Origin of the sequence: Limosilactobacillus sp., assembly GCF_022482365.1 — a bacterium.
In the GTDB taxonomy this organism is placed as follows: Bacteria; Bacillota; Bacilli; order Lactobacillales; family Lactobacillaceae; genus Limosilactobacillus.
The window spans coordinates 910,258-933,136 of record NZ_JAKVPE010000001.1 but is presented as its reverse complement, the minus strand read 5'-3'; the positions used below and the strand labels follow the sequence as shown (position 1 = coordinate 933,136).

Here is a 22,879-nt window from a genome sequence, read left to right as displayed (position 1 = left end):
GGATCTCCCAAGCGAAGGAATCGAAGGCATATTAAAAACCACTAAAAAGACAGCATAAAACAGACCTAAACGATAAGATCGCTTGGGTACTGCAGCCGTCCTTCCGATGGTTGGTTACAGAACAATAAGTATTAAATTATTGATATGTCGGAACACCGTGATCAAATGGTGCATATCGTATGACGTTTCCGAACATACGTTTGTATTAATGAGAAAACTTGATATAATGAAAGCGTATAGCATGAGCAGCATCACGGTGATTAGGATAGTAAAGATTGGTGGTGTGTTCAGGTCGGTGATGGTTAATACCGATTGATAAAAATATTCTTTGGTTAGTTATGGTTAACCGACCAACTGACCAAAAGTAGTAGGTGGTAGATGTGGCAAACGAGGAATTCTCGAAAATGGCTAAGATATTGCAGCCATATTTAGGTCATGGAGGTTCACAAGCGGAATGTGTCGACAAAATGATGGAATTGATGACTAATGTTAAGTACCATCATTTGATTGGATATAATGAAAATACTTTTAAGAGTTACTTCACAGGACGGTCATCAATTAATCGTTTAGCACGGCGAGTGGGTGGTCATTTAAGTACAGAGCGAATAGCTAAATATATTGATGGACTGGACTATCAGGCGCGCTCGCGGATTGCTAAAAGCTTAATGCAGGTTGGTATCAGTACTCATCCGTCCAAAGCAGGGGATGCATATGCAAGAAAGCTTGAAAAGATCATTAATGATGCAGCCCAAGGGAAAAGTAGTGTAAAGAAAAAACCACTGTTGCAAAAACAACAGCGGCTAGTAAATAAGGTTTCAGAACGTGTTTTAAGTAATGAGTATGTGTCTTATCAAAATTATGAATTACTAGTTATTGATAATAAAGATTTTAGCCATGATGGCTCTTTATTAATACAACACGATGATTCACGAGTATTTGGTGAAAATACAGATCAGCGTTTAGCAGGAATTATCTGGGACAAGCATGGCTTTCTGTCAGCAAAAGTTAAGCATTATCCAGTTATTTTTGGTAAGGTAGATTATAGAATGAAGTTAGCCACCCAGTTGGTGGTAAATAAAAAACGCCATTCGGCGTGACATCAGGTATCATATTAAGTGAACCAAACCTATATGAAAGGATGTCCGTCAAATGACGCACTTAAATGATACCATGTCTACTATTTTATTGACTACTCATAAAAAGAATGCTCATCTTACTAAAGAAGAACGTGTGATGATTGCGACTTTAAAGTCGCAAGGACTTTCCAATCGCGCAATTGGTCGCCAATTAGGAGTTAATCATCAAACAATTAATAACGAGCTCAACCGTGGTACGGTCCGCCAACTTCGTCGTCAAAAATCTAATGGTAAGATTTACGAATATTCTTACTACATCTATAGTTATGAAGCTGGTCAGGCCACATATCTTGAACATCACCGCCATTCTGGTCGTCGTCGCTTATATTATTCTTCAAAGCAATTTTTACGATTAGCTGATCAGCTAATGCTTGGTGAGTTTGACGACCACCATTACTCCCCACAAGCGGTTATTTATAAGGCTCGAGATTTAATGAATGATGGCACCCTGATCCCAAAGTCGGTTGTAACTTTATATCAATGGATTAATGAGGGTGTGCTTCGTACGTCCAATTTAGACCTCTTTGAAAAACCTAAACGTAAGCATCATCAAACTCATCCGCAAGCTAAAAGGTGCTTAGGGCCTAATATTGCTCAACGACCTCAAACTGCGGACCAACGGTCCGAAATTGGCCATTGGGAACTGGATACAGTTCAGGGACAGAAAAACGGTAATGACAGTGTTGTACTAGTAATGACTGATCGCCTTTCACGAGTTAATATCACGAGTAAAATTGCTGGTAAAACTGCGCATGCAGTAAATCAGTTCTTTATAAATTTGCGCCAGAAAATGGGCACAGATGCTTACTATCGCATTTTTAAGACAATAACCTCTGACAACGGTTCAGAATTTAGTGAGTTAACACAAGTTCACGATCATGTTTTCTATGCTGATCCGTATTCCCCTTGGGAACGTGGATCCAATGAGATCAATAACCGGTTTCTCCGCAAGGAGATTACCAAAGGTGAAGCTATAAATAACTATAGTAGTGCTCAGATCATAGCGACTAATGATTGGATGAATCACTATCCACGAGCTATGTTTAATGGACATTCGTCAATGGATATCTATCGTAAGGCCTTCTACCAAGAGATATCACAGCTCCATCAACCAATAATCAATTGGTCAGTATTATTTATTTGAGTCCAGTGGCTAACTTATTCTTGAAATTTAGGTACCTCATTTTTGATAAAATAATACAATAATATTCTGCAAGTCACTAAATGCTAATTTAGCCGCCTAAAAGTAATAATTTAAAAATGCTAATCTTAGTTTTTGAAGCGAATTATTCTCTATTTTATTATTACTCATACAATCTTCAATCCGTTTGGTATTATTTTTAAACTGTTCAATAATAAATCTATCAGTGGGAATCTTTAATTTTAATTGCTTAAGATTATTTATAGTCAGTTGTGGCTGTGCTGAACCGGTTACAAACTGCGAAGGCTTACTACTTTTAATAAGTTCATAAGTGAATGATAAACCCAAACCAGTTTTATCTATTAAGTACAATAAGTTGTTTGTTAAAAATGCTTCTTCCTCATCAATATAACTAACGAATCCTGCCCCAGATCCACGGCTCGTTATTGTAACAGTTGCCTTATTAACTAAGGGCTTTCTTTCTGTATATCCCATAAAACCTTTTGCACCAAAAACTTTAGTGCCTGTTCTTAACAATTGTGATTTGGGTAACGTCTTGCCATATTTAATGCTATACAATTCTTTTATACTAATCGTTTTAAGAGCCGACTGTGCTATTAGCTGTTTATATAGAATATGTCTTAGTTCTTGTAAATTAGCATTTAATTGCTTATTTAGTTGAATTTTATTATCAATTGTTCTTAAATAAGTCCTAAATTTCAAGAATAAGTTAGCCACTGGACTCAAATAAATAATACTGACCAATTGATTATTGGTTGATGGAGCTGTGATATCTCTTGGTAGAAGGCCTTACGATAGATATCCATTGACGAATGTCCATTAAACATAGCTCGTGGATAGTGATTCATCCAATCATTAGTCGCTATGATCTGAGCACTACTATAGTTATTTATAGCTTCACCTTTGGTAATCTCCTTGCGGAGAAACCGGTTATTGATCTCATTGGATCCACGTTCCCAAGGGGAATACGGATCAGCATAGAAAACATGATCGTGAACTTGTGTTAACTCACTAAATTCTGAACCGTTGTCAGAGGTTATTGTCTTAAAAATGCGATAGTAAGCATCTGTGCCCATTTTCTGGCGCAAATTTATAAAGAACTGATTTACTGCATGCGCAGTTTTACCAGCAATTTTACTCGTGATATTAACTCGTGAAAGGCGATCAGTCATTACTAGTACAACACTGTCATTACCGTTTTTCTGTCCCTGAACTGTATCCAGTTCCCAATGGCCAATTTCGGACCGTTGGTCCGCAGTTTGAGGTCGTTGAGCAATATTAGGCCCTAAGCACCTTTTAGCTTGCGGATGAGTTTGATGATGCTTACGTTTAGGTTTTTCAAAGAGGTCTAAATTGGACGTACGAAGCACACCCTCATTAATCCATTGATATAAAGTTACAACCGACTTTGGGATCAGGGTGCCATCATTCATTAAATCTCGAGCCTTATAAATAACCGCTTGTGGGGAGTAATGGTGGTCGTCAAACTCACCAAGCATTAGCTGATCAGCTAATCGTAAAAATTGCTTTGAAGAATAATATAAGCGACGACGACCAGAATGGCGGTGATGTTCAAGATATGTGGCCTGACCAGCTTCATAACTATAGATGTAGTAAGAATATTCGTAAATCTTACCATTAGATTTTTGACGACGAAGTTGGCGGACCGTACCACGGTTGAGCTCGTTATTAATTGTTTGATGATTAACTCCTAATTGGCGACCAATTGCGCGATTGGAAAGTCCTTGCGACTTTAAAGTCGCAATCATCACACGTTCTTCTTTAGTAAGATGAGCATTCTTTTTATGAGTAGTCAATAAAATAGTAGACATGGTATCATTTAAGTGCGTCATTTGACGGACATCCTTTCATATAGGTTTGGTTCACTTAATATGATACCTGATGTCACGCCGAATGGCGTTTTTTATTTACCACCAACTGGGTGGCTAACTTCATTCTATAATCTACCTCAAAAATGAGGTATATGACAGATGAACTCAATTATTGATGAAATCGTACAAGAAATGTTAAGGGTTTTGGATAACAGTCAACTAATACAACTGAAACGGGTACTAAAGAAAAAACTTGGGAATAATACAGATAGCGGTCCTAAAAAAAGCAATGAATCTTATATTGCAGATTATTTAGCCGCTAAACAGGTTGAAGGATGTTCTGAAAAAACAATTAACTATTATCAAGTGACATTAAAGATGATGTTTTCGTATTTAGGGAAGCATGTTCAAAAGATTACTACTGAAGATTTACGTGATTACTTGGGTAATTATCAGCAATCTAGAAACTCCAGCCGAGTGACTATTGATAATATTAGACGAATTTTTTCTAGCTTTTTTAGCTGGCTGGAAGATGAAGATGTTATTATCAAAAGTCCTGTAAGACGGATTCATAAGGTTAAGTCATCAGCTAAAGTTAAGGATACTTATAGTGATGAAGATTTAGAAAGGCTGAGGGATCATTGTAATAGTGAGCGTGATGTTGCAATGATTGACATACTTGCTTCAACAGGTATGCGTATAGGTGAATTAGTTAACCTTAACCAAAATGATATAAATTTTGATGAGCGTGAATGTGTGGTATTGGGAAAAGGCAATAAGCAGCGAATAGTATATTTTGATGCTAGAAGCAAAATACATTTACAGAATTACTTAGCAAAGAGAAAAGATGCCAATTCTGCATTGTTTGTTTCTTTACACGCACCACATCAACGAATGAGTATTAATGGAATTGAAAATCGCCTTAAGAGTTTGGGTAAGAAAGCAGGGATAGCAAAAGTTTATCCTCACAAATTCAGAAGGACATTGGCAACAAATGCTATTGATAAGGGAATGCCGATTGAGCAGGTTCAAAAACTACTTGGACACGAAAGAATAGACACAACATTGCATTATGCAATGGTTAAACAAAGTAATGTAAAAATAGCTCACAGGAGGTATATAGGGTGACTAAATATAGGTTAGACCAAATCGGTAAAGTGATTGGTGGTGGAACACCTTCCACAAGAAAAAAGCAATATTACGCAAATAAAGGAATTGCCTGGATAACTCCGAAGGATCTCAGTGGATATTCCAAAATGTATATTTCACATGGTGCCAGAGATATTAGTCAAGAAGGATTGGATAATTCAAGTGCTAAATTATTACCTAAGGATACAGTGTTAGTTAGCTCAAGAGCACCAATTGGATATGTTGCTTTAGCTGCTAACAAGATAACAACGAATCAAGGGTTTAAAAGTATTGTCCCAAATACCGATATAGTATTACCTAAATACCTATATTACTTAATGCTTACAAAAAAAGACGAACTTGAAAATGTATCTTCAGGTTCTACATTCAAAGAGGTCTCTGGAAGAGTAATGAAGGGGTTTGAGGTAGATATTCCGTCGCTTGATAAGCAAGCAAATATTATTCAAAAAATAGAACCGATAACCCGCAAGATCGAATTAAATTATCAAATAAATGCTAATTTAGCTGCCTAAAAGAATTTCCTAAGAAGTTGCTCTTTTAAGCAGGTTAGTACTGTGGATTCATCTCCTAAATGTTGCTTCATGGATTCATAAAAATGATACATTGAGAAATACTTAGGAAATAAAGAGTGCTTTTGAACATCATTAACATTAATTTTTAGTATTGACTTATAATCCAAGTTTTTAATGCCGGTTGTTCCATTTTCATAATTGAAGAAAACATTTTTGTTATAGAGAAAATTAATATAACTATGGAAAAGTACAGCGTTTTCTTCAGTTTCACACCTAAACAATCTTGTGAAATTAGTACCTAACACTGGGGTATTATATCGATTTAGTAATTTATCTGTTATCAATAACGATCTACCTGTAGATTGAGTTGGCGAGCCGCCTGATATTTCTATTAAAACGTCATTTGCAATAAGATGTTTCTTTTGTATAGTAGCTGTTTTCAAATATCTAATAGGAGCATCGGATTTTTGTCCATTTGCAACATTGCAAAAGTCAGTTCCCCGTATTATAGTTGCCGGTTTAATAAAATTGTCAGTTGATTTTGCTTTTCCCCAGTCGCCAGATTTCATTTCAGAAACAAAGTTCATCAACTCAATTCTTGATGATGATTCATAATACATTTTGTCAAACATTGAGTTAAGCTGATTAGTTAAATTAGCATTTAACACACAACAAAAAGAAAGGAGTGTGATACATCATGTCAAAAGGTTATTTACTAGAAGCAGATGTTGAAAATCTGGCATTAGATACCTTAAAACAGGTTGGCTATGACGTTTATAAAAGCCCAAGCCCAACATCACCTAATCCAGAAATTGATGCTATGCGAAGTAATGATCATACGGTAGCTATTTTACCTACTAAGGTTCAAACTGCACTTCGTAAACTAAATCCAGGATACTCAGATGAAATTTATAAAGAAGCATTTCGGCAAATAATGCGGTTAGCTAATAATCCAGATATGATGGTTAATAATCATTATTTCCATAAGCTGTTGATCGAAGGTATTCGAGTTAAAACAACGGTTAAGGGTGAAAATAGGACTGAAGTTTTATATCCTATTGATTTTGATCATGTTGAAAATAATGAATTTATCGCTACCAATCAGTTCACCTTTAAGGGAAGCAATGAGCGGCGTCCAGATACCACTATTTTTGTGAATGGATTACCAGTGGTGACGTTTGAATTTAAGGACGCAAGTAATCCTAATGTTAGCATTGAGAATGGTTATCGACAGTTACAAACTTATAAAGCTGAAATTCCTGAATATCTGAAATATAATGAAATTTTGATTGCATCGGATGGTATTAATTCTCGAGCTGGATCTTTAACTGCTGGTTTTGATCGCTTTATGCGCTGGCGAGCACCAAAAAATATTAACACTGGTGATGATCTTGAATTAGAGACAATGATTAAGTACATGCTTAAGCCTAAGGATCTACTTAATTTAATTGAAAACTTCATTATTTTTGAAACTGATGGAGATAATACAATCAAGATTCTGGCGGCTTACCACCAGTACTACATGGTTAATAAAGCGGTTAAAGCAGCTAAACGAACACTTGTTGACCCTAATGATAAGCGTATTGGTGTGGTTTGGCATACTACTGGATCAGGTAAAAGTTTATCGATGGTGTTCTTTGCCAGCATTGTGGCTAGAAAGCTTAATAATCCAACGATGTTGGTAATCAACGATCGTAATGATTTAGATGATCAGTTATTTGATACGTTTGCCGCCGCACATGAATTTTTACGACAGACTCCAGAACATGCAGAATCTCGTGATGAACTTCGTAAATTTATGGATAAACAATCGGGGGGAATTGTTTTTTCAACTATTCAAAAGTTTTCACCAGATTTTGACAGCGGGGAAAAAGAGATGCCAGTTTTAACGAACCGTAGTGATGTAATTGTTATTGCAGATGAGGCGCATCGCTCTCAATATGGATTAAAGGCTAAATTCACTAATAATGGGTTACGATATGGCTTCGCTAAATACTTACGTGATGCTTTACCTAATGCATCATTCATAGGTTTTACTGGGACCCCAATTTCTACTGCTGATAAATCAACTGTTGCGGTCTTCGGTAATTATATTGACGTTTATGATATTACTCAGGCTGTTAATGACCATGCTACAGTCAAAATTTATTATGAGAGTCATGTATTTCCTCTAAAATTGAAGTCCGATGCACAGGCTAAGTATCAACAACTGCTAAAAGAGGCCAACTTAGATGATGATCCTAACTTAGAAGAAAATGCTCGACGTAACCGAGAATTCTCCCGTTTGGAGGCATTAGCTGGTGCTCAGCCGCGACTAGAAAGTATTGCTAAGCATTTTGTTAATCATTTCGAAGCACGACAAAAAGAGACTTTTGGCAAGGCAATGATTGTTGAAATGTCGCGTCGTAACGCAGTTCGTCTCTATAATGAAATCATCAAGTTACGCCCAGAGTGGGATAGTGATGACCTTAATAAAGGGAAAATCAAGGTTGTAATGACGTCTTCTGCGGCCGATGGTCCAGAAATGGCAAAGTTTCAGACCAGTAAAGCTGATCGTCGAGTCCTTCAAAAACGGATGAAAGATAATAATGATGAATTACAGATTGTTATCGTGGTTGATATGTGGTTGACAGGTTTTGACGTACCTTCGATGAATACTATGTACATTGATAAGCCGATGAAGGGACACAATTTAATTCAAGCTATTGCTCGTGTCAACCGGGTCTTTAAGGACAAAGATAGTGCCTTAATTGTGGACTACATTGGTATCGCTGAAAATCTGAAAGAAGCGCTGAACGTTTATTCCACAGAAGACCAGGGGCAAGTGGGTATCAATATGCAAAAAGCCCTAGCCCTTTTGAAAGAGAAATATGACATCATTACTAATGATTTCCTATATGGAGTTGATTACTCAGGGTTTGATTCAGAAGATGGAGCTGTTCGCTTAAAGATTACTCGGCGAGTTGCTAACGAGATTCTAGGTGAGGACGAGGAAACACAACAAAAGTTTTTGGATGTTGTGACTGAATTACAGAAAGCTTATGCTTTGACTTCAACTCAACCGGAAGCGCAAGCCTATGGCAAAGAGATTGCTTTCTTTAAGACGGTTAAGGTGTTTATTCAAAAACTAAAGCAACCAACTACGCCTGTCGGTTCAGGAAAACATACTGATGTTAAATATCAAATGCAACAGTTATTGGATCAGTCCATCATTTCTGAACCCAATGTTGACATCTACAATGAACTAGGCATAAAAAGACAAAGTATTGATTTAATTTCAGATGAATTCTTGCAGAAAGTTAATAGTATGCCGGAGCAAGATGTTGCAATTACCCTGTTGGAAAAATTACTTAAGGGTAAGATTAAAGCAATGATTAAAAGTAATAAAGTTACGTCCGAAAAATTTGAAGATATGCTCCAGAAATCAATTGACGAATATAATCAACGTGGGATTACCAGTGAAATTGTTATTCGTAAGTTGATTGATATGGCTAAAAAGATTAATGCAGAGCAAGAAAAGGGTAAAGACTTAGGACTTAGTCAAGAAGAAATCGCCTTTTATGATGCACTAGCTGATCATAAGAAAGCTGTCGAAGTTCTTGGAGAAAGGAAACTTCATTTGATTGCTCAGGAGCTAGTCAAGCTAGTTAAAGAAGAAGCTGGCGTTGATTGGGAAAAGAGACGTAATATTCAAGCTAAAATGCGTGTGGCTGTAAAACACCTTCTTAGAAAGTATGGTTATCCGCCTGATATTGCGCCTCAAGCAGTAAATACCGTGGTAGAACAGGCTGAACTGATGGCATCAGATGATTAATACTTAAAATAAGGAGGTATGTACTTCTGTGAATAGTGGTAGCCCCAAAAGTTTTAAAACTTTAGATGAACAGTGTGATATTATCTTTGATCAGCGGCATCTTAAAGTACCTTCAAATGAGTGTAAGAAAAAATCTATTGGTAGATTAAAGAATGAACTTATACAGAAAAACTATTTTGATTTAGTTAATGGCCTAGAAGATGTTATTAACGTATCAGATCCAAAGCATAAGTACTATGGAGATTATTCATTAGATGATCTATTAGGCTTGTACAAACTTAATGAGGACCTACGCCAATTGCTGTTAGCAAATATTGGTAGATTCGAAATTAGCTTAAAAACATCTATTGCATATCATTTCTCACGACATTATCCTATCTGGAATGATTATCGTGATCCGTCTCATTACAAAGATATTACCAGAAACGATCGTGAAGAAGTGTTTTATGCGAGATTCGGATATTCAATAAAGTATTCTGGTGATAATCCAAAAATAAATCAGAGAGACCTTTTTCCTTTTTTTGTTACCGATAATGTTTTGAGACGCAAGCTGAGACGTAAGGAAAGATACATGAGTGCATATGGAGGATGTCCACCTCTGTGGGTTGCAATAAAAATCTTGGATTTTGGACAAACTCATTTAATGTTCACATTATTAAACGCAACAGTCGCTAAGGAAGTCCTAGCTGACTTCAATCTTAAACCAGTAGAAAGACAGGAATTTGAAAGTGTCCTCTATGTGGTTAATTGGTTGAGAAATGAATGTGCACATTTTGAAATGATTAATAAAAGTAGATATCACGCTAAATACCCGGTAGACGCTTCTTTAATAAAGAGATTGGGATTAAGGACAAATAGGTCCAGACGGAATTTGAATCTTTTCCAAGTAATGTGTATTTTAGATTCGATCCAAGAAATTAAAATATCATTCTTTAATTTGATAAAACAAAGTCGAATACCAAGTCGACTAAAGTCCAGTTATTTAAGAAGTATAGGATATTGGCGTCAAAGCAACTGGCCATTGCCATTTGACTTTTAGAGGTAATTTAGATAAGATAAGTATGAAATAAATATTTGCCAGTAATGGCGTCATGTTGCTTTATAGTGCATGACATAGGGAAAGCGCTTGGATCCTGATGGGTGAGAAGCGTTTTTCTAATTATAATAGTTATACTAGAATTTTCCACGAACGTATTGCTTTAACTGTGGAGAATTAGATTCTCCCGCAAACTGATAAAATGTTGAATCTGTTATTGATTTTTAGAACAAGGTAGCTTCTAGAATTATGGCAGTGAGCTAACAAACACGCTGTTTTGTAATAAAGAATGATAATCGACTAAACTGACCTGATGTAACAAATGTCTAATTAAGAGACTCAGCTCGTGGCATGTTGAGAGTATCACAGTAATGTCGAGGAGCTAAAAGCGACGAAGGGATTACTAGTGATACTCCATGCGATAGCCACCCAAGAATGAGGAGCAGAGCGACGAATGATTGGATAGTGGCGAACCGCTGAGAGCGTAACGGTGCTGGAGCGGGATGAATAGTTATACTCAGAGGCTTGAAATACAGCATGCAGTATAGCTTAGGCGTTAAACTTTGATGATTGCGAATAGATGACGCGGTGGTACACTTGTCGCCTTATTTATGCTCAGGGAAACTAACAACATGGAAGCTCATGCCTGAGTTTGTTGGCATTCCTGTTTGGCGTTAAATGAATTAATAAGATTCATGGAGAGAAAGGGAGATGGCGGTTATGGATTACAAATTTAGTGGATTGGAACTGACTCCTGCAATTTTCCGTGAATTACTCTTACAACTGTTTGACGGTAAGCAGTTTTCCAGGCAGGATGCTATTGCTAAAGTTAAAAAGTATCATTTTGATCATGGTGGATTACTGGGAAAGCATCTTATGTTTCGGTTTTTAAAAAGGCCGTTCAGAAATTAAAAAATAACGGCATAAAGAACATAGGGTATGGTATTTGGAGATTAAATTATGAGGTAGGAATAACTGAAGTTATCGTATCTGAGAAAGTAACGGTAGACAGAGCATGGTCTGCTGATAAAGAGCTTGGCACAGGGATGGACGCTGTGTATCTTTATTATTACGATAAATACAAAGAATTGGCTGAATTAAAAGGTCAGCATGTGTGGGAATGTAAAATTGGACGAACTGAAACAGATCCTATTAGTAGGGTTTTGGGACAGGCAGGTACTTGTTATCCTGAGTTACCTCATATTGCGTTGATTCTTAATTGCGACAATTCGTCTTTAATGGAGAAAGCGTTACATAGTATTCTCAAGGTAAAAGGTCGGTGGTTATCTGATTCTCCGGGTAAAGAATGGTTTATCACGTCACCGGAAGAGGTAGAGAATTTATATTTGTTTATGCGACAATAAAAGCTTTTTCAATGTAAAATAGACTACTGTAAAAGAGCTTAGGTGGTTTTATTTCTGAAATAACTTCTGCTCATGAATCGACTGCCCTTGGTGTGCTATTTCCAAATGGTAATGTACAGTTTAAGGATCTGTAATTTGCTACCAGTAATTGCTGATGGTAAAATATAGTTGTAAACAAAAAAGCGAGCCGCTTTAAAGGCGGTGGCTTAGTTATTTTGGATCAATAAAAGATCGTCCGTAACTCGCCAAAGTTATGTAGTGGACGGTCTTTTATTATGCACAAAATGTGAAAATAAAGGTTAGTAATGCAACGATGAAAGTCGCAAATGCTAACGCTAGCATGAGTGCCTGGTAGACGCTCACGGGCCGTAATCCTTTCTGAAGAATAGCTCATAGAACCACCTCGTCTCGAGAAAACAGCCACCGCCCATAAAACTTCTCGCAAGGGTGATTATATCATAACTGGATAGTGACTTTGAGGCCGGCAGATCAGTTTTCCACAGACTGATTAAGATTCTTGTTTCTGAGTTATGCTGAACCGCTGAGAGCAATATCAAAATTGGAGAAGAGAAATGCAACTAAGAGAGTATATTCCCGCCGATTGTAAGCAATTAGCAGAATTATTTTATGATACAGTTCATCGCGTCAATGCTAAGGACTATCGGACTATCCTGTCGAAGCATTAAATGCCTGGGCAACAGGGCGAGTTGACTTAGAGGAATGGAGTCACTCTTTTCTAAGGCATAAAACAGTTGTTGCGATGGAGCGTAATGTGATTGTCGGCTTTGGCGATATAGACGATTCTGGGTATTTGGACAGATTATTTGTGCATAAGGATTATCAAGGATTGGGAGTTGCCGCTGCAATTTGCAACGAGCTAGAGCAATCAGTAGCTGGAAAAATGATCACAACCCAAGCTTCTATTACGGCAAAAGCATTTTTTCAGCATCGAGGATATCGTGTTATTAAAGAACAAAAAGTTATTCGCCAAGGGGTAATTTTAGAGAATTATCTAATGAGAAGGATAGCGGCTAATGAACCGTGCTATAAGGAAGTTTAACCATCCATAATAAAAAGTGTACTAATTCCTGCTTTGATGCTTGGAATTAATACACTTTTTGTTTATTAAGCTGGAGGGGCGAGTGGGTGGCATGCTAGATTTTCTGGTTGTTGAAATTAGTGTTCGTTTTGGCGAGTTGAGTTGGTTAAGGTTAACGTTAACGTGAGCTCCATGTAGCGTTGGAAGATCGCAAACTGGCAAGCCTGAAAAGCTATTTGTCTGACCATTAAAATTGGGATGATGACCGTCAACTTTGAAGGCCCTTGCTATTGCGCACTGCCGGTAACTGAGTGTAATCAATTGAACCAGGGATAATGATGACGAGAATTTTGATTAATATAACGTCCATTACTATGAGGAAGACAATAATTAACGCTGTAACCAAAAATTGAACGAGGAGAAGATGGAGACCACCACCAAATAAAAGCCCATTTTCTACGTGACTATTAATTTGGTGACTAGCAAAAATACCTGTGGCAATGCTTCCCCAAATACCACTAATCCCATGGCAGCCAAATGCATCAACAATATCATCAATTTGCAAATGGGGCTTGATCTTGGTAATAAAAGACTGACTAATGATGGCGCCAAGGATCCCGATAACCATTGAACCGCCTAATGTTACATAGCCAGCGCCGGGAGTAATAGCCACTAATCCAGTAATGGCGCCATTGCATGCGCCGGCTAGGGTTACATGGTTAAAGCGATAGCGGTCTAGAAGCATCCAGGTAACCATTGCGGTTGAACAGGCAATGGTCGTTGTTAACATTGCTTGAATTGCCGTATCATTTACGGCTAAAGCAGACCCGGCATTAAAGCCATACCAGCCAATCCATAAAAGTGCCGTGCCGATTAAGACCCAGGAGAGATTATTGTGTTGTGAATGAACCTCTTTGCGCCGGCCTAACCAGGCGGAAAGAATCAAGGCTGTGATGCCCGCGTTCACGTGAACAACTAGTCCACCTGCAAAATCGACCGCCCCCAACCTTGCCAACAATCCGTGGGGTGTCCAGACCATATGAACGAGTGGATAATAAACTAAGATTGACCAGCAAATCGTGAAGATTACTAAAAAGTTGAATCGACCGTGTCCAACGATTGAGCCACAAAAGATGGCAGGGGTAATGATGGCAAACATCATCATAAACATTGCGTAGTCAGCAACGGGAATTCCGGTTTTAATGGCCGTATTAACTGGAACGTGAATCATTAAAATGTCATGTAGATTACCAACTATCCCCCAATGATTGCCGGAAAAGGATAGTGAGTAACCTACAAAGATCCAGAGAATTACAGCTAATCCACACATCATAAAGACGGTTAGCAGCATGTTATTGGCATGACGTCGATTAATTAGACCACCGTAAAAGAAAGCGAGACCGGGTGTCATTAACAATACTAGAATACTAGCCATCATCACGAATAATGTGTTTACCTGGAACAAGTAGACCACCTCCTAACAATTTGGAACTAATCTAGCATTTCTTTGGACCGGTCACAATAGTTTATCCAATTTGCCATCAAATTATTAGTCGAATTCGGTTTCACACTGAATAATAATTAGCATTTGCCCGTTAGCGGTTAAGACTTTGAAATTAATATGAATGGTTATTATAATCCGAAAAAGTCCTGTTCGGTGCAGGTAGAAGAACGTCCGTGATTTTGACGATCGGCGGCTGGTGCGAGAATAAAATCCGCATAAATATCCTTGTCGTGATTTGCTACTAACCTGTCATTAATTGCTATCCAATTGGCGGCGATTGTTGTCTAGAATGAAGACATCAAATATAAAGTAAGAGGGTATCACAATGACAAAAGTAGTATTACTGACTGGTGCATCATCAGGGATTGGTCATCAAACCGCACAGAGTCTGGCTCAAAATGGTTACAAGGTCTACGGAGCCGCCCGGCGCGTTAAGTCGATGGAGGACTTAAATGCAGCCGGGATTGTTCCGATTCAGTTGGACATTACTCTGGAAGACTCTATCCAGGCAGCCGTTAAAGAAGTGATTGACCGCGAGGGACGCATTGATATCCTGATTAACAATGCGGGATACGGATCATATGGAGCGGTTGAGGATGTTACAATTGAGGAAGCCAAGCGGCAATTCGAGGTTAACCTTTTTGGCCTGGCCGAACTGACGAAGGCGGTATTGCCCTACATGCGTGCCCAGAAATCGGGGAAGATTATTAACGTTTCCTCCATGGGTGGCCGGTTAACCACCAAGTTTGGTGCCTGGTATCACGCCACCAAATATGCCTTGGAGGCTTTTTCCGATGCTTTACGGTTAGAAACCAAGGCATTTGGCATTGATGTTATTTTGGTTGAACCTGGTGGGATTAAAACCCCATGGGGATTCATTGCCGCTGATAATTTGCGCAAATCTGCTCAGGGCGGGGCCTATGAGCAACAAGCCCGCAAGACAGCAGATTCGATGACTCGCCAGTATTCCAGCAACCTGTTGTCGAGTCCTAAGGTGATCGCTAAAACCATGCTAAAAATCGCCAATGCCAAGCACCCGAAAGCGCGTTACTTGGTGGGCTTTGGAGCTAAGCCGTTTGTCTTTTTGCACACTATCTTGCCGACGCGAGCCTTTGATTTTATCATTTCAAAAGCATCTTAGGAGGAAAAAGCTGATGGAACTTGATCTAAGCAAGCAATTTATAGGGATGCTTGAGCAATCGGGAATAAACTTTTCGACGCTTTACCAAAAGGCTAAACTACCGATTAGCGTTGGAGAAGAGCTTGAGTTAAATGACGAGCAGTATATTCAAGTCATGCGAGTTTTAGATCAAGAACTTGATGATCAGCAGCTTCTCCAGCTAAGCAATATTAATAACTTGCAGCAGTTCATCCCGTCGTTTTATGCGGCCCTGGCTAGTCCGGATGGGATAACGGCCTTAGAGCGGTTTGCTCGCTATAAAAAGGTGGTGGGTCCGGTCGATGTGAAACTAACCAAGACGCCTCAAGAGGTGACTTTATCCTTTACGCACCAAACCGAAGCGATTCCGCGTTTTATGCTATTAAATGAGCAGATATTGGTGGTGAGCCTCTTACGAATTGGCAGTGGCCAAGAAATAACGCCAAAAAAGGTTAAGGGCCCGTACCGTTATGGCGCAGTGGTAGAAAATTATTTAGGGATTAAGGGTGAATTTTCGGCTGACAATCAATTAGTCTTTTCCAGCCATGACCTGGATCAGGCGTTTATAACAGAAAACAATATTATGTGGAAATACCTCAAACCGAGCCTCGACCAGGAACTGCAAAATACTGCCAATTCGGCGGGCACTAAGGAAAAGGTTCAGCAGCTTCTGTTAGATGCCCTGCCAGGAAATCAGGCTACAATTGAAGCGGTAGCGAGCCAGCTTGGAATGAGTGATCGAACCCTACAGAGGAAGCTAAAGGAAGAGGGGACCACTTTTAAGAATGTGGTAACCAAGGTGCAAAAACAATTGGCGCAGTCCTATATCCGGAACGGAGTCAATACCGACGAAATTGCCTATTTGGTGGGATATACCGAAACCTCTTCTTTTCTAAGAGCATTTAAGCGGTGGACGGGACAAACAGTGGGGCAGTTTAAATTATTGGCCAGCAAGGCTTGAAGCGGAAAATACTGGGAAAGTATGGTTCTAAGGATCTTCTATTCTTGAAGTTGAATTCAAGATAGGAGATCTTTTTATATGTCTTATGAATTCAGGACCTAGCTAGATAGCGGACTTAATCTAATTTAGAGTAGGTAGTAAAATAATAAATAGTCTAATGCGTTAAAAACTTTAATACTTAATGATTGGTGGGAAGAGCGATGCATGCAATTGTTCGTCAAGAAAACGGAAGCCACTATCTATCAATGGTATTTGGCCATTACCAGGATAGGCAAAGATCTGATGATAGTTTTTATTATGACTATTGGATCGTGTGGGATGCTAAAAAGAAAAGATTAATTAAATGGCTAACATTTCAACCTGACAGTCAGTTTCTAAAAACACAAATTTTGATTGTTGATTCAGACCAGAGTGACTGGAATTTGAACGAAGATGGTGAAGGCTGCGTCAACTTTTTAAGTCGTGATCTTTTAGATTCAATTACTGAAAAAAGAAATCAGCCCCAAAATATTCTTAACCAGTGCAGAAATATAGATAGGGGATATGTCTATGGTGAGATTCATGAAATTAAAACGCAGCGAGATATCGAAGATTTAGATTGGGCGGTTGGAAATTTTCATGACGCTCGCATCAAAAAGGAAAAGCTGCAAGATGATGGACAGCTTTATCTGAAATTTGATGGAATCTGGGGATGTGATCTAGAGGTCTGGTTTTGGGGTGATCTTGAATATGATACGTCTAGCCGCGATCCAGAGACGACTGACCCGTACTGGTTTGACGCTACCATTCTTCTTCAAGACGGCTTTGTCTACTTGGTTGATGAAGAGGGGATGACGGTAGAGGAGATAACAGCTGATTATTGTTATTTCAAGGCACGTCATATGAAGTATCATATTATCCCTAAGTAAAGAATCATATTTAGCTGTAATATAACTGTGAGACAATGGGATTAACAGTAAGTATTGAGGTGTCATTTGAGATGAAGAATGATGAAGTCACCATCAAAAAACTACCGACTGCATCAGATTGGGCGAACCTGATTAAACAAACTCCAGTCGAAAACGTTGAAATTGATGCAAATGGTCACTATGATCCGAAAAAGTCGCCGGATTTTCATGACTGGATGGTTAATGGCTAATAGAATTAAAGCAGATATGATCTTGGAAGAGGGAACAGAACAATGAAAAAATTTTGGCTAGCCGTCCGTGATGTGGTTGTGATCCTGCTGTGGGTAATCGTCGCCCAGGTGCTCGCACAAGTTGTACTTGGCCTTCCGCAGATTGTATTTCCTACGCTGAAAACCAACCATCTCTATATTTTAACGGTGTACGTCTTGGCGCCGCTGGGCTACCTCTTTCTGTTCTACTATGGTTTTGTTTGGCTCAAAAAGCACTTTTATCACCACGATTTCCCAGCAATTTCTTTTCCGGTCCGGATCAAGGGGCGGTATTTGGCTTACGGATTATTGCTGTACACTTTAATACTGTGCGGATCGCTGATTGCCGGCCTGAAGTTTGAGACGCCAGCATTAAATCACTGGGATTTCACGCAAAATCTGGTGAGCGAAGCATTGATGTTCTTTGCGGCGCCGTTCGTGGAAGAGGTGGCCTTCCGGGGTGTCATCATTGAACAAGTCGCCCGCCGCTACAATCTCATCGCTGGCGTTATTGTGTCTTCGCTGCTGTTTGGCCTTGTCCACCTGCTGAACGGCCCGCTTAACATTATCAGTGCCGTTCAGTTGATCCTTTCCGGTGCGCTGATGGGCTGCCTGCTATCATTGATCTACCTTTACGAGGGTTCGATTTGGGCAGACTATACCGTTCACGCCTTTTACAACCTCTTTTTTACCTTGGTTCCGATCCAGGCCAGCGTTACCCACGACTGGCCGTTCCAGCTGATTTTCAGCAGCCATCGGCAGTTAATCACCGGCGGCCAATACGGGTCTGACTGCAGTCTGGCCTTCAATGTCGCCTACCTGCTGATGATTGGGCTCTTTCTGTTCCTGTTGAAGAAGCGCCGAGGAGCAGCTCAGCCGAGATAGTGGGGTGTGCAGATGCGACAAATACCAGTAAAACAGGCCCAGGCGGAACTGAAGCGGCTCGTGCGGGCACGGACTGACCAGCGCGTGGTGCTGCTCACCAATAAAAAAGACCGTTCGCTAACCGTTACGAGCGCGGCAGGACAGGTGACGCTGACCGAACAGGGCTACCTCAACCTAACGACAACTTATCCCGGCGGTAGCGACGCCAAGCACCAGTTGATGACGGCCTTTAAGCGCGAATTTCCGCGCAGCCATCAGCTCTACATCAGTCGTGAACAGTTATGAAAAATTGCGAGGCAAGCAGAGTGAAAGTGGACTTTTATCAGGCGGGGTGCAAAAGCTTTTTCAAAAAGCATTCCCGACAAGTTGAGCTAATTCGGCGGCGGATTGCTGCGGCGATTGATGAGGAACAAGAGACGGGGATGACCAAGGTTAAGCTGGCCAGCAGGCAGCGGGTTGCCGGACATCCAGTGTACGAATTTCGGTTGAACCTGGGTAAAATTGGCTCCGCCAGGGTGGCGTTCACAATTGATGGTGAGCAGGTGACGGTTTACTTCATCAGCAGCCAGCTGCAGAAAAGCAGTTTCAGCCATGACGTGGAGCGGATTTTGGCTAATGTTGTGTAAACGTGCTTTCGGGACACGATAAATTTGCGGATTTATGCAATGTTGCGTGAATTTCGAGATTTATCGGGTCCCAAATGCTGAAATGAGATTTACAGAGGTGAAAAATCAATGACGCAGGTGTTTTTCGATCATGAACTAGAAGAGAGTTTGGCTAATCAGCATGGCGGTAAGTCGACGAAGCCATTGACAATTTGGAACCTTAAACCGGTTCAAATTGGTGGTCGGCAATATTATCTCTATCGCGAAAAAACGTCGGGGATGCTTGTGTTAAGTGATAATCTGGATCTCCAAACTTTTGGATATGTTGTTAAACGACTAATACAGAAAATGGGCTTTTTGACTGCTGAACAACGGGGGAAATTATCCCAAAAGATGGCTAACTATTATTCTCAGCACCGCTTTGTGGAACAAATCGATGATGAAGCGCTCCGAAAAGCAAGAAAAGCAGTCGCTGACCACCAGAACGAGCTAATTGCTGAATTAGAGGGCAGCTCAGAGCTAGCGCACAACACAATTCTGTGTAGAGCCTCCCAAAAACTGATGTATTTCCTGGGAAATAATGATCAGGTTAATGAAATAATTTCCCGGGTTATGAATGAACTCCATCCGGTGAAAATCAATAAGCCGAAGAGCACTGTTAAGTACCACACCATTCAGGCAAAATTCGAAGACCCACGAAAATGGGCAGACCTTGTTGGTGAACAATCAGCTGACCATGTCACTGAACTTTCCGCAATTAAGGCTAACAACCAAGTAATGATAAAGCAGTTCCTGACAAGCAAATTTGGGGAACAATTGGTTGAGAAGAAGGCAACCGAGAAGCTCTTGGATAACTACCTCAATGATTTTCTGCTATCGAGCGAACAAATTGGGTTGGTGACCGATAATTTGGCGGATGTGAACCGTTACTTCTGGAAAATTCTCAATAGCGATGGCGACGAGGATTTGGCAGTGGTGGTTTTAACGGATTTCTATAAATTTCTCAGTCAGACAGCCATTATCAATAAGCCGAACATAGCAAAAGTCAGGAGATTTTTGCAAGACGCGCTGGACATTTTTAATGGAAAAGCGGATGAATTTAGTGAAGCCAGTGAAGCCAGTGAAGCGGATCTAACTAAGTTTATTCATGATGATTCAGTGTTCGTTGACGAATTCCGTGATCAAATGGGAGCGATGATTGGCCAGGGGGAACTGCCCGCCGGCTTAGCTAAATATCTCTATCCTCTGAAAAAAGTGCCAAAGGATGCGGACGGTTTTGAACAAAGTTACACGATCAAAGTGCAGTTGGCAGGGTTTAAGCCGACAATGTCACGAACATTTAACATCGGTAGCTGGGAAACAATGGCCGAACTTCAAAGGCTTATTATCAAAATGTTTCGGGGACGGTTTGAGCACCATTATGATTTAACAGATGATACGACGGGGGAGTGCTACTTGCTCCCAATGTTTAAGGATTATTATGAAACGGACAATCGGCTGGTTGATGCTGAGAAAGCAACAGTTGCCTGCCTGAATATAGGGGACCGTTTGACCTTGCATTATGATTATGGTGACGGTTGGGAATTCAAACTAAGGGTTCAATCTATTATTGACCTGGGTGGTCACACACCGTGGATTAGCAGTGCGCGAGGTTACGGGATTATTGAGGACATTGGCGGTGTCGACGCATTGGAGGACTACTACCACGACTTTCGCGCCGGCTGGGTTGACCCGGCGATTAAAGAATGGCTCGGCGGTCAGCTGATTAATCTTGATTTTGTTAGTGTGCAGCAGTTAAATGCGGAAATTAAACGATAAGAGTTCCAAGCAGCTTATATCAATGATATGGGCTGCTTATTTTTATTCAGTGATAAAAGCGCTTCCATTATATTTCCTTTATGATATAATTTAAACAAACATATGTTCGCTAATCTAAAAATTGAAAATGGGGCTATGACGATGGCATTTGAACTTGTTTATATTTCGCAGGCGGGGAACCACTCCTACTGGACGCAAACGAATCACTTTACTAAACAGACTAACATTAGTAGCGAAATCAATTGCTCGACGGGGTGATTGATTTCGCTACTTTTTTGTTAAAGTAGTGATGAAGTTGACATGTCGAAGGCTTTTTTGACCCATGAGGTCGTGAACTAAACTGGCAACTTCATCGGGTATCCCTATTTCGTTCGAAGTCTGTTGGCTCTTAGGTCGTGTATTGAAAATTGGAATAATTACCCTTAAAAGAATTGAACTTCATACAGGAGATGATATTAATGCGTTGTGTGTTTGGAATTGATGTTAGCAGTAAAACTTGTAACGTTGCGGTGGTAGTTAATGAACACTTAGTAGACGAGGCCAAACTGAGTTTGGATATGGTGGGGTTCAATCAGTTAAAAGCTGCCCTAGATGCCTACACCGACCCCGAAGTGGTCTTTGAAGCCACTGGAGTGTATTCTCGACGGCTCGAACGATTCTTGACTGATAACGGCTACCAATTTGTACGACTGAATCCCTTGCAGGCCCGAATTGAGTTAACCAGTTTCCGCTACAATAAAACAGACGTTAATGATGCACAGAACCTTGCTTATAGTAGTTTTTATCGACATCACCGTTTGACCTCCCCAGAAGCACCGGTCTACCAAAACTTGCGGGATCTCAACCGCTTTTATCAAAACGTTACTAATGACGTGGTTCGGCTGAAAAACCGATTACATAAGATTCTTCAGCTAACTTTCCCTGAGCTTGAGCAACTGCTCAGCGTTACTGACGGTGAATTTTACTGGCAAATTGTAGTACATTATGCCCACCCATCGTTTGTGCTCTTAGAAAGCGAAAAACAGATAATTACCTTTTTAGCCAGTGTTTCAAAAAAGAAAGTTACCAGCGTTTATCTTCAACGAATTGCCCACCGTCTGGTGGGATTAAGCAAGCAAGCTTATCCAGCCGTAACAGCTGATTCTCCCAAGGTTATGGAACTTTGTTACTATGCCCAACAGTTGATTGATGGTAACCAGCAAAAAGCAGCTTTAATTGAGCAAATGGTAGCGATCGCTAAGGAGTTGCCAGAATTTCAAAACCTCATTAGTATTCCCGGGTTTGGTGAAACCACTGTAGTGACCTTGATTGCGGAATTTGGTGATATTCGACGTTTCAAGAGCAGTAACGCTATGAATGCATTCGTTGGAATTGATTTTCGACATTATGAATCCGGTAAGTTTGTGGCAAAAGATACGATTAGCAAGCGTGGTAACGCAATTGCGCGTAAACTCCTATACAAAGCCGTTCTGAATTGTGTAATCGCTTCTCATTACCACCCCAACCACATTGGGGACTTTTATCAAAAAAGAAAAAAGCAATCCTCTTCGCCACAAACGAAAAAGATTGCCATTAGTGCAATACATCGCCTAATCCGTACGATGTATCATCTTGTAAAAAATGACCAGTTTTACGATTATTCTAAAACCCATATAAATCGCTAAAATTAGGTCATGATTCATTTTACAGCCAATGGTCAAAATAACCAAGGCCATGGGCTTATTTAGTATACCCTTAAACTCCTAAG

The 22,879-nt window shown here is 39.9% G+C and carries 22 protein-coding genes and 1 pseudogene; 18 read left to right on the top strand and 5 right to left on the bottom strand.

Going from position 1 to position 22,879, the window contains the following annotated elements:
- Positions 1–404: 404 nt before the first annotated feature.
- Entirely contained in the window at positions 405–1,097 is a 693-nt protein-coding gene (locus tag LKE23_RS04475) for a hypothetical protein (protein WP_291978258.1), read from the top strand.
- A 52-nt stretch (positions 1,098–1,149) separates the two neighbouring features.
- The gene (locus LKE23_RS04470; RefSeq protein WP_291976173.1) at positions 1,150–2,280 is read left to right on the top strand and encodes an IS30 family transposase; all 1,131 of its coding nucleotides are present in this window, start codon (positions 1,150–1,152) and stop codon (positions 2,278–2,280) included.
- 96 nt (positions 2,281–2,376) lie between these two features.
- Here LKE23_RS04470 and LKE23_RS04465 read toward each other — a convergent pair whose 3' ends face one another.
- Together LKE23_RS04465 and LKE23_RS04460 are read right to left on the bottom strand one after the other, a co-directional pair.
- Positions 2,377–3,015, bottom strand: a complete 639-nt coding sequence (locus LKE23_RS04465; RefSeq protein WP_291978257.1) for a restriction endonuclease subunit S — start codon at positions 3,013–3,015, stop codon at positions 2,377–2,379.
- 5 nt (positions 3,016–3,020) lie between these two features.
- Positions 3,021–4,151, bottom strand: coding sequence for an IS30 family transposase (locus tag LKE23_RS04460; protein WP_291976173.1), 1,131 nt, complete (start codon positions 4,149–4,151; stop codon positions 3,021–3,023).
- Between the two features lie 138 nt (positions 4,152–4,289).
- Between LKE23_RS04460 and xerA the strand changes: the two genes are divergently transcribed.
- Together xerA and LKE23_RS04450 are read left to right on the top strand one after the other, a co-directional pair.
- A complete protein-coding gene (gene xerA, locus LKE23_RS04455; RefSeq protein ID WP_003717945.1) occupies positions 4,290–5,258 on the top strand; it encodes a site-specific tyrosine recombinase/integron integrase in 969 nt (322 codons plus the stop codon).
- The gene (locus tag LKE23_RS04450; protein WP_056974673.1) at positions 5,255–5,791 is read left to right on the top strand and encodes a restriction endonuclease subunit S; all 537 of its coding nucleotides are present in this window, start codon (positions 5,255–5,257) and stop codon (positions 5,789–5,791) included. The genes xerA and LKE23_RS04450 overlap by 4 nt, the downstream gene beginning before the upstream one ends.
- On the opposite strand, the gene LKE23_RS04445 is transcribed toward LKE23_RS04450, so the two are convergent.
- Entirely contained in the window at positions 5,788–6,423 is a 636-nt protein-coding gene (locus tag LKE23_RS04445; protein WP_291978256.1) for a restriction endonuclease subunit S, read from the bottom strand. The genes LKE23_RS04450 and LKE23_RS04445 overlap by 4 nt on opposite strands.
- A 65-nt stretch (positions 6,424–6,488) precedes the next feature.
- Here LKE23_RS04445 and LKE23_RS04440 point away from each other — a divergent pair, with 65 nt between their 5' ends.
- The 4 genes from LKE23_RS04440 (at position 6,489) to LKE23_RS04425 (ending at position 12,005) form a co-directional block, all read left to right on the top strand.
- On the top strand, positions 6,489–9,605 hold the full coding sequence (locus LKE23_RS04440; RefSeq protein WP_260236024.1) for a type I restriction endonuclease subunit R: 3,117 nt from the start codon (positions 6,489–6,491) through the stop codon (positions 9,603–9,605).
- Between the two features lie 28 nt (positions 9,606–9,633).
- Positions 9,634–10,644: an Abi family protein gene (locus tag LKE23_RS04435; protein WP_003716718.1), complete on the top strand. Its 1,011-nt coding sequence runs from the start codon at positions 9,634–9,636 to the stop codon at positions 10,642–10,644.
- A 717-nt stretch (positions 10,645–11,361) separates the two neighbouring features.
- Positions 11,362–11,553: a hypothetical protein gene (locus LKE23_RS04430; RefSeq protein ID WP_291978255.1), complete on the top strand. Its 192-nt coding sequence runs from the start codon at positions 11,362–11,364 to the stop codon at positions 11,551–11,553.
- Between the two features lie 134 nt (positions 11,554–11,687).
- On the top strand, positions 11,688–12,005 hold the full coding sequence (locus LKE23_RS04425) for a GIY-YIG nuclease family protein (protein WP_291978254.1): 318 nt from the start codon (positions 11,688–11,690) through the stop codon (positions 12,003–12,005).
- A gap of 273 nt (positions 12,006–12,278) precedes the next feature.
- On the opposite strand, the gene LKE23_RS11095 is transcribed toward LKE23_RS04425, so the two are convergent.
- The gene (locus LKE23_RS11095) at positions 12,279–12,347 is read right to left on the bottom strand and encodes a hypothetical protein (RefSeq protein WP_219349973.1); all 69 of its coding nucleotides are present in this window, start codon (positions 12,345–12,347) and stop codon (positions 12,279–12,281) included.
- 379 nt (positions 12,348–12,726) lie between these two features.
- Here LKE23_RS11095 and LKE23_RS04420 point away from each other — a divergent pair.
- Positions 12,727–13,065: pseudogene (locus LKE23_RS04420) on the top strand (GNAT family N-acetyltransferase); the annotation flags it as partial.
- A gap of 247 nt (positions 13,066–13,312) precedes the next feature.
- Here the strand turns inward: LKE23_RS04420 and LKE23_RS04415 are convergent.
- Positions 13,313–14,509, bottom strand: coding sequence for an ammonium transporter (locus LKE23_RS04415; RefSeq protein WP_291978253.1), 1,197 nt, complete (start codon positions 14,507–14,509; stop codon positions 13,313–13,315).
- Positions 14,510–14,873: 364 nt separating this feature from the next.
- Here LKE23_RS04415 and LKE23_RS04410 point away from each other — a divergent pair, with 364 nt between their 5' ends.
- The 9 genes from LKE23_RS04410 (at position 14,874) to LKE23_RS04370 (ending at position 22,796) form a co-directional block, all read left to right on the top strand.
- The gene (locus LKE23_RS04410; protein ID WP_291978252.1) at positions 14,874–15,689 is read left to right on the top strand and encodes an oxidoreductase; all 816 of its coding nucleotides are present in this window, start codon (positions 14,874–14,876) and stop codon (positions 15,687–15,689) included.
- A gap of 13 nt (positions 15,690–15,702) precedes the next feature.
- Complete coding sequence (locus tag LKE23_RS04405) at positions 15,703–16,668, top strand: AraC family transcriptional regulator (protein WP_291978251.1); 966 nt, start codon at positions 15,703–15,705, stop codon at positions 16,666–16,668.
- A 200-nt stretch (positions 16,669–16,868) separates the two neighbouring features.
- Complete coding sequence (locus LKE23_RS04400) at positions 16,869–17,576, top strand: hypothetical protein (protein WP_291978250.1); 708 nt, start codon at positions 16,869–16,871, stop codon at positions 17,574–17,576.
- Positions 17,577–17,647: 71 nt separating this feature from the next.
- Positions 17,648–17,806 (top strand): AbrB family transcriptional regulator, encoded by a 159-nt coding sequence (locus tag LKE23_RS04395; RefSeq protein ID WP_291978249.1) that lies wholly within the window; start codon positions 17,648–17,650, stop codon positions 17,804–17,806.
- Between the two features lie 42 nt (positions 17,807–17,848).
- Positions 17,849–18,709 (top strand): CPBP family intramembrane glutamic endopeptidase, encoded by an 861-nt coding sequence (locus LKE23_RS04390; RefSeq protein WP_291978248.1) that lies wholly within the window; start codon positions 17,849–17,851, stop codon positions 18,707–18,709.
- A gap of 12 nt (positions 18,710–18,721) precedes the next feature.
- Complete coding sequence (locus LKE23_RS04385) at positions 18,722–18,994, top strand: hypothetical protein (RefSeq protein WP_291978247.1); 273 nt, start codon at positions 18,722–18,724, stop codon at positions 18,992–18,994.
- 20 nt (positions 18,995–19,014) lie between these two features.
- A complete protein-coding gene (locus tag LKE23_RS04380) occupies positions 19,015–19,335 on the top strand; it encodes a hypothetical protein (RefSeq protein WP_291978246.1) in 321 nt (106 codons plus the stop codon).
- Between the two features lie 108 nt (positions 19,336–19,443).
- Entirely contained in the window at positions 19,444–21,132 is a 1,689-nt protein-coding gene (locus LKE23_RS04375; protein ID WP_291978245.1) for an IS1096 element passenger TnpR family protein, read from the top strand.
- Positions 21,133–21,590: 458 nt separating this feature from the next.
- Entirely contained in the window at positions 21,591–22,796 is a 1,206-nt protein-coding gene (locus tag LKE23_RS04370; RefSeq protein ID WP_291977204.1) for an IS110 family transposase, read from the top strand.
- The last annotated feature ends 83 nt before the right edge of the window (positions 22,797–22,879 follow it).

Coding starts and splice junctions, on each gene's coding strand:
- LKE23_RS04475 (WP_291978258.1), top strand. CDS start 405: ATGGCTAAGATATTGCAGCCATATTTAGGTCATGGAGGTTCACAAGCG.
- LKE23_RS04470 (WP_291976173.1), top strand. CDS start 1,150: ATGACGCACTTAAATGATACCATGTCTACTATTTTATTGACTACTCAT.
- LKE23_RS04460 (WP_291976173.1), bottom strand. CDS start 4,151: ATGACGCACTTAAATGATACCATGTCTACTATTTTATTGACTACTCAT.
- xerA (WP_003717945.1), top strand. CDS start 4,290: ATGAACTCAATTATTGATGAAATCGTACAAGAAATGTTAAGGGTTTTG.
- LKE23_RS04445 (WP_291978256.1), bottom strand. CDS start 6,423: ATGTTTGACAAAATGTATTATGAATCATCATCAAGAATTGAGTTGATG.
- LKE23_RS04440 (WP_260236024.1), top strand. CDS start 6,489: ATGTCAAAAGGTTATTTACTAGAAGCAGATGTTGAAAATCTGGCATTA.
- LKE23_RS04430 (WP_291978255.1), top strand. CDS start 11,362: ATGGATTACAAATTTAGTGGATTGGAACTGACTCCTGCAATTTTCCGT.
- LKE23_RS04425 (WP_291978254.1), top strand. CDS start 11,688: ATGGACGCTGTGTATCTTTATTATTACGATAAATACAAAGAATTGGCT.
- LKE23_RS04410 (WP_291978252.1), top strand. CDS start 14,874: ATGACAAAAGTAGTATTACTGACTGGTGCATCATCAGGGATTGGTCAT.
- LKE23_RS04405 (WP_291978251.1), top strand. CDS start 15,703: ATGGAACTTGATCTAAGCAAGCAATTTATAGGGATGCTTGAGCAATCG.
- LKE23_RS04400 (WP_291978250.1), top strand. CDS start 16,869: ATGCATGCAATTGTTCGTCAAGAAAACGGAAGCCACTATCTATCAATG.
- LKE23_RS04395 (WP_291978249.1), top strand. CDS start 17,648: ATGAAGAATGATGAAGTCACCATCAAAAAACTACCGACTGCATCAGAT.
- LKE23_RS04390 (WP_291978248.1), top strand. CDS start 17,849: ATGAAAAAATTTTGGCTAGCCGTCCGTGATGTGGTTGTGATCCTGCTG.
- LKE23_RS04385 (WP_291978247.1), top strand. CDS start 18,722: ATGCGACAAATACCAGTAAAACAGGCCCAGGCGGAACTGAAGCGGCTC.
- LKE23_RS04375 (WP_291978245.1), top strand. CDS start 19,444: ATGACGCAGGTGTTTTTCGATCATGAACTAGAAGAGAGTTTGGCTAAT.
- LKE23_RS04370 (WP_291977204.1), top strand. CDS start 21,591: ATGCGTTGTGTGTTTGGAATTGATGTTAGCAGTAAAACTTGTAACGTT.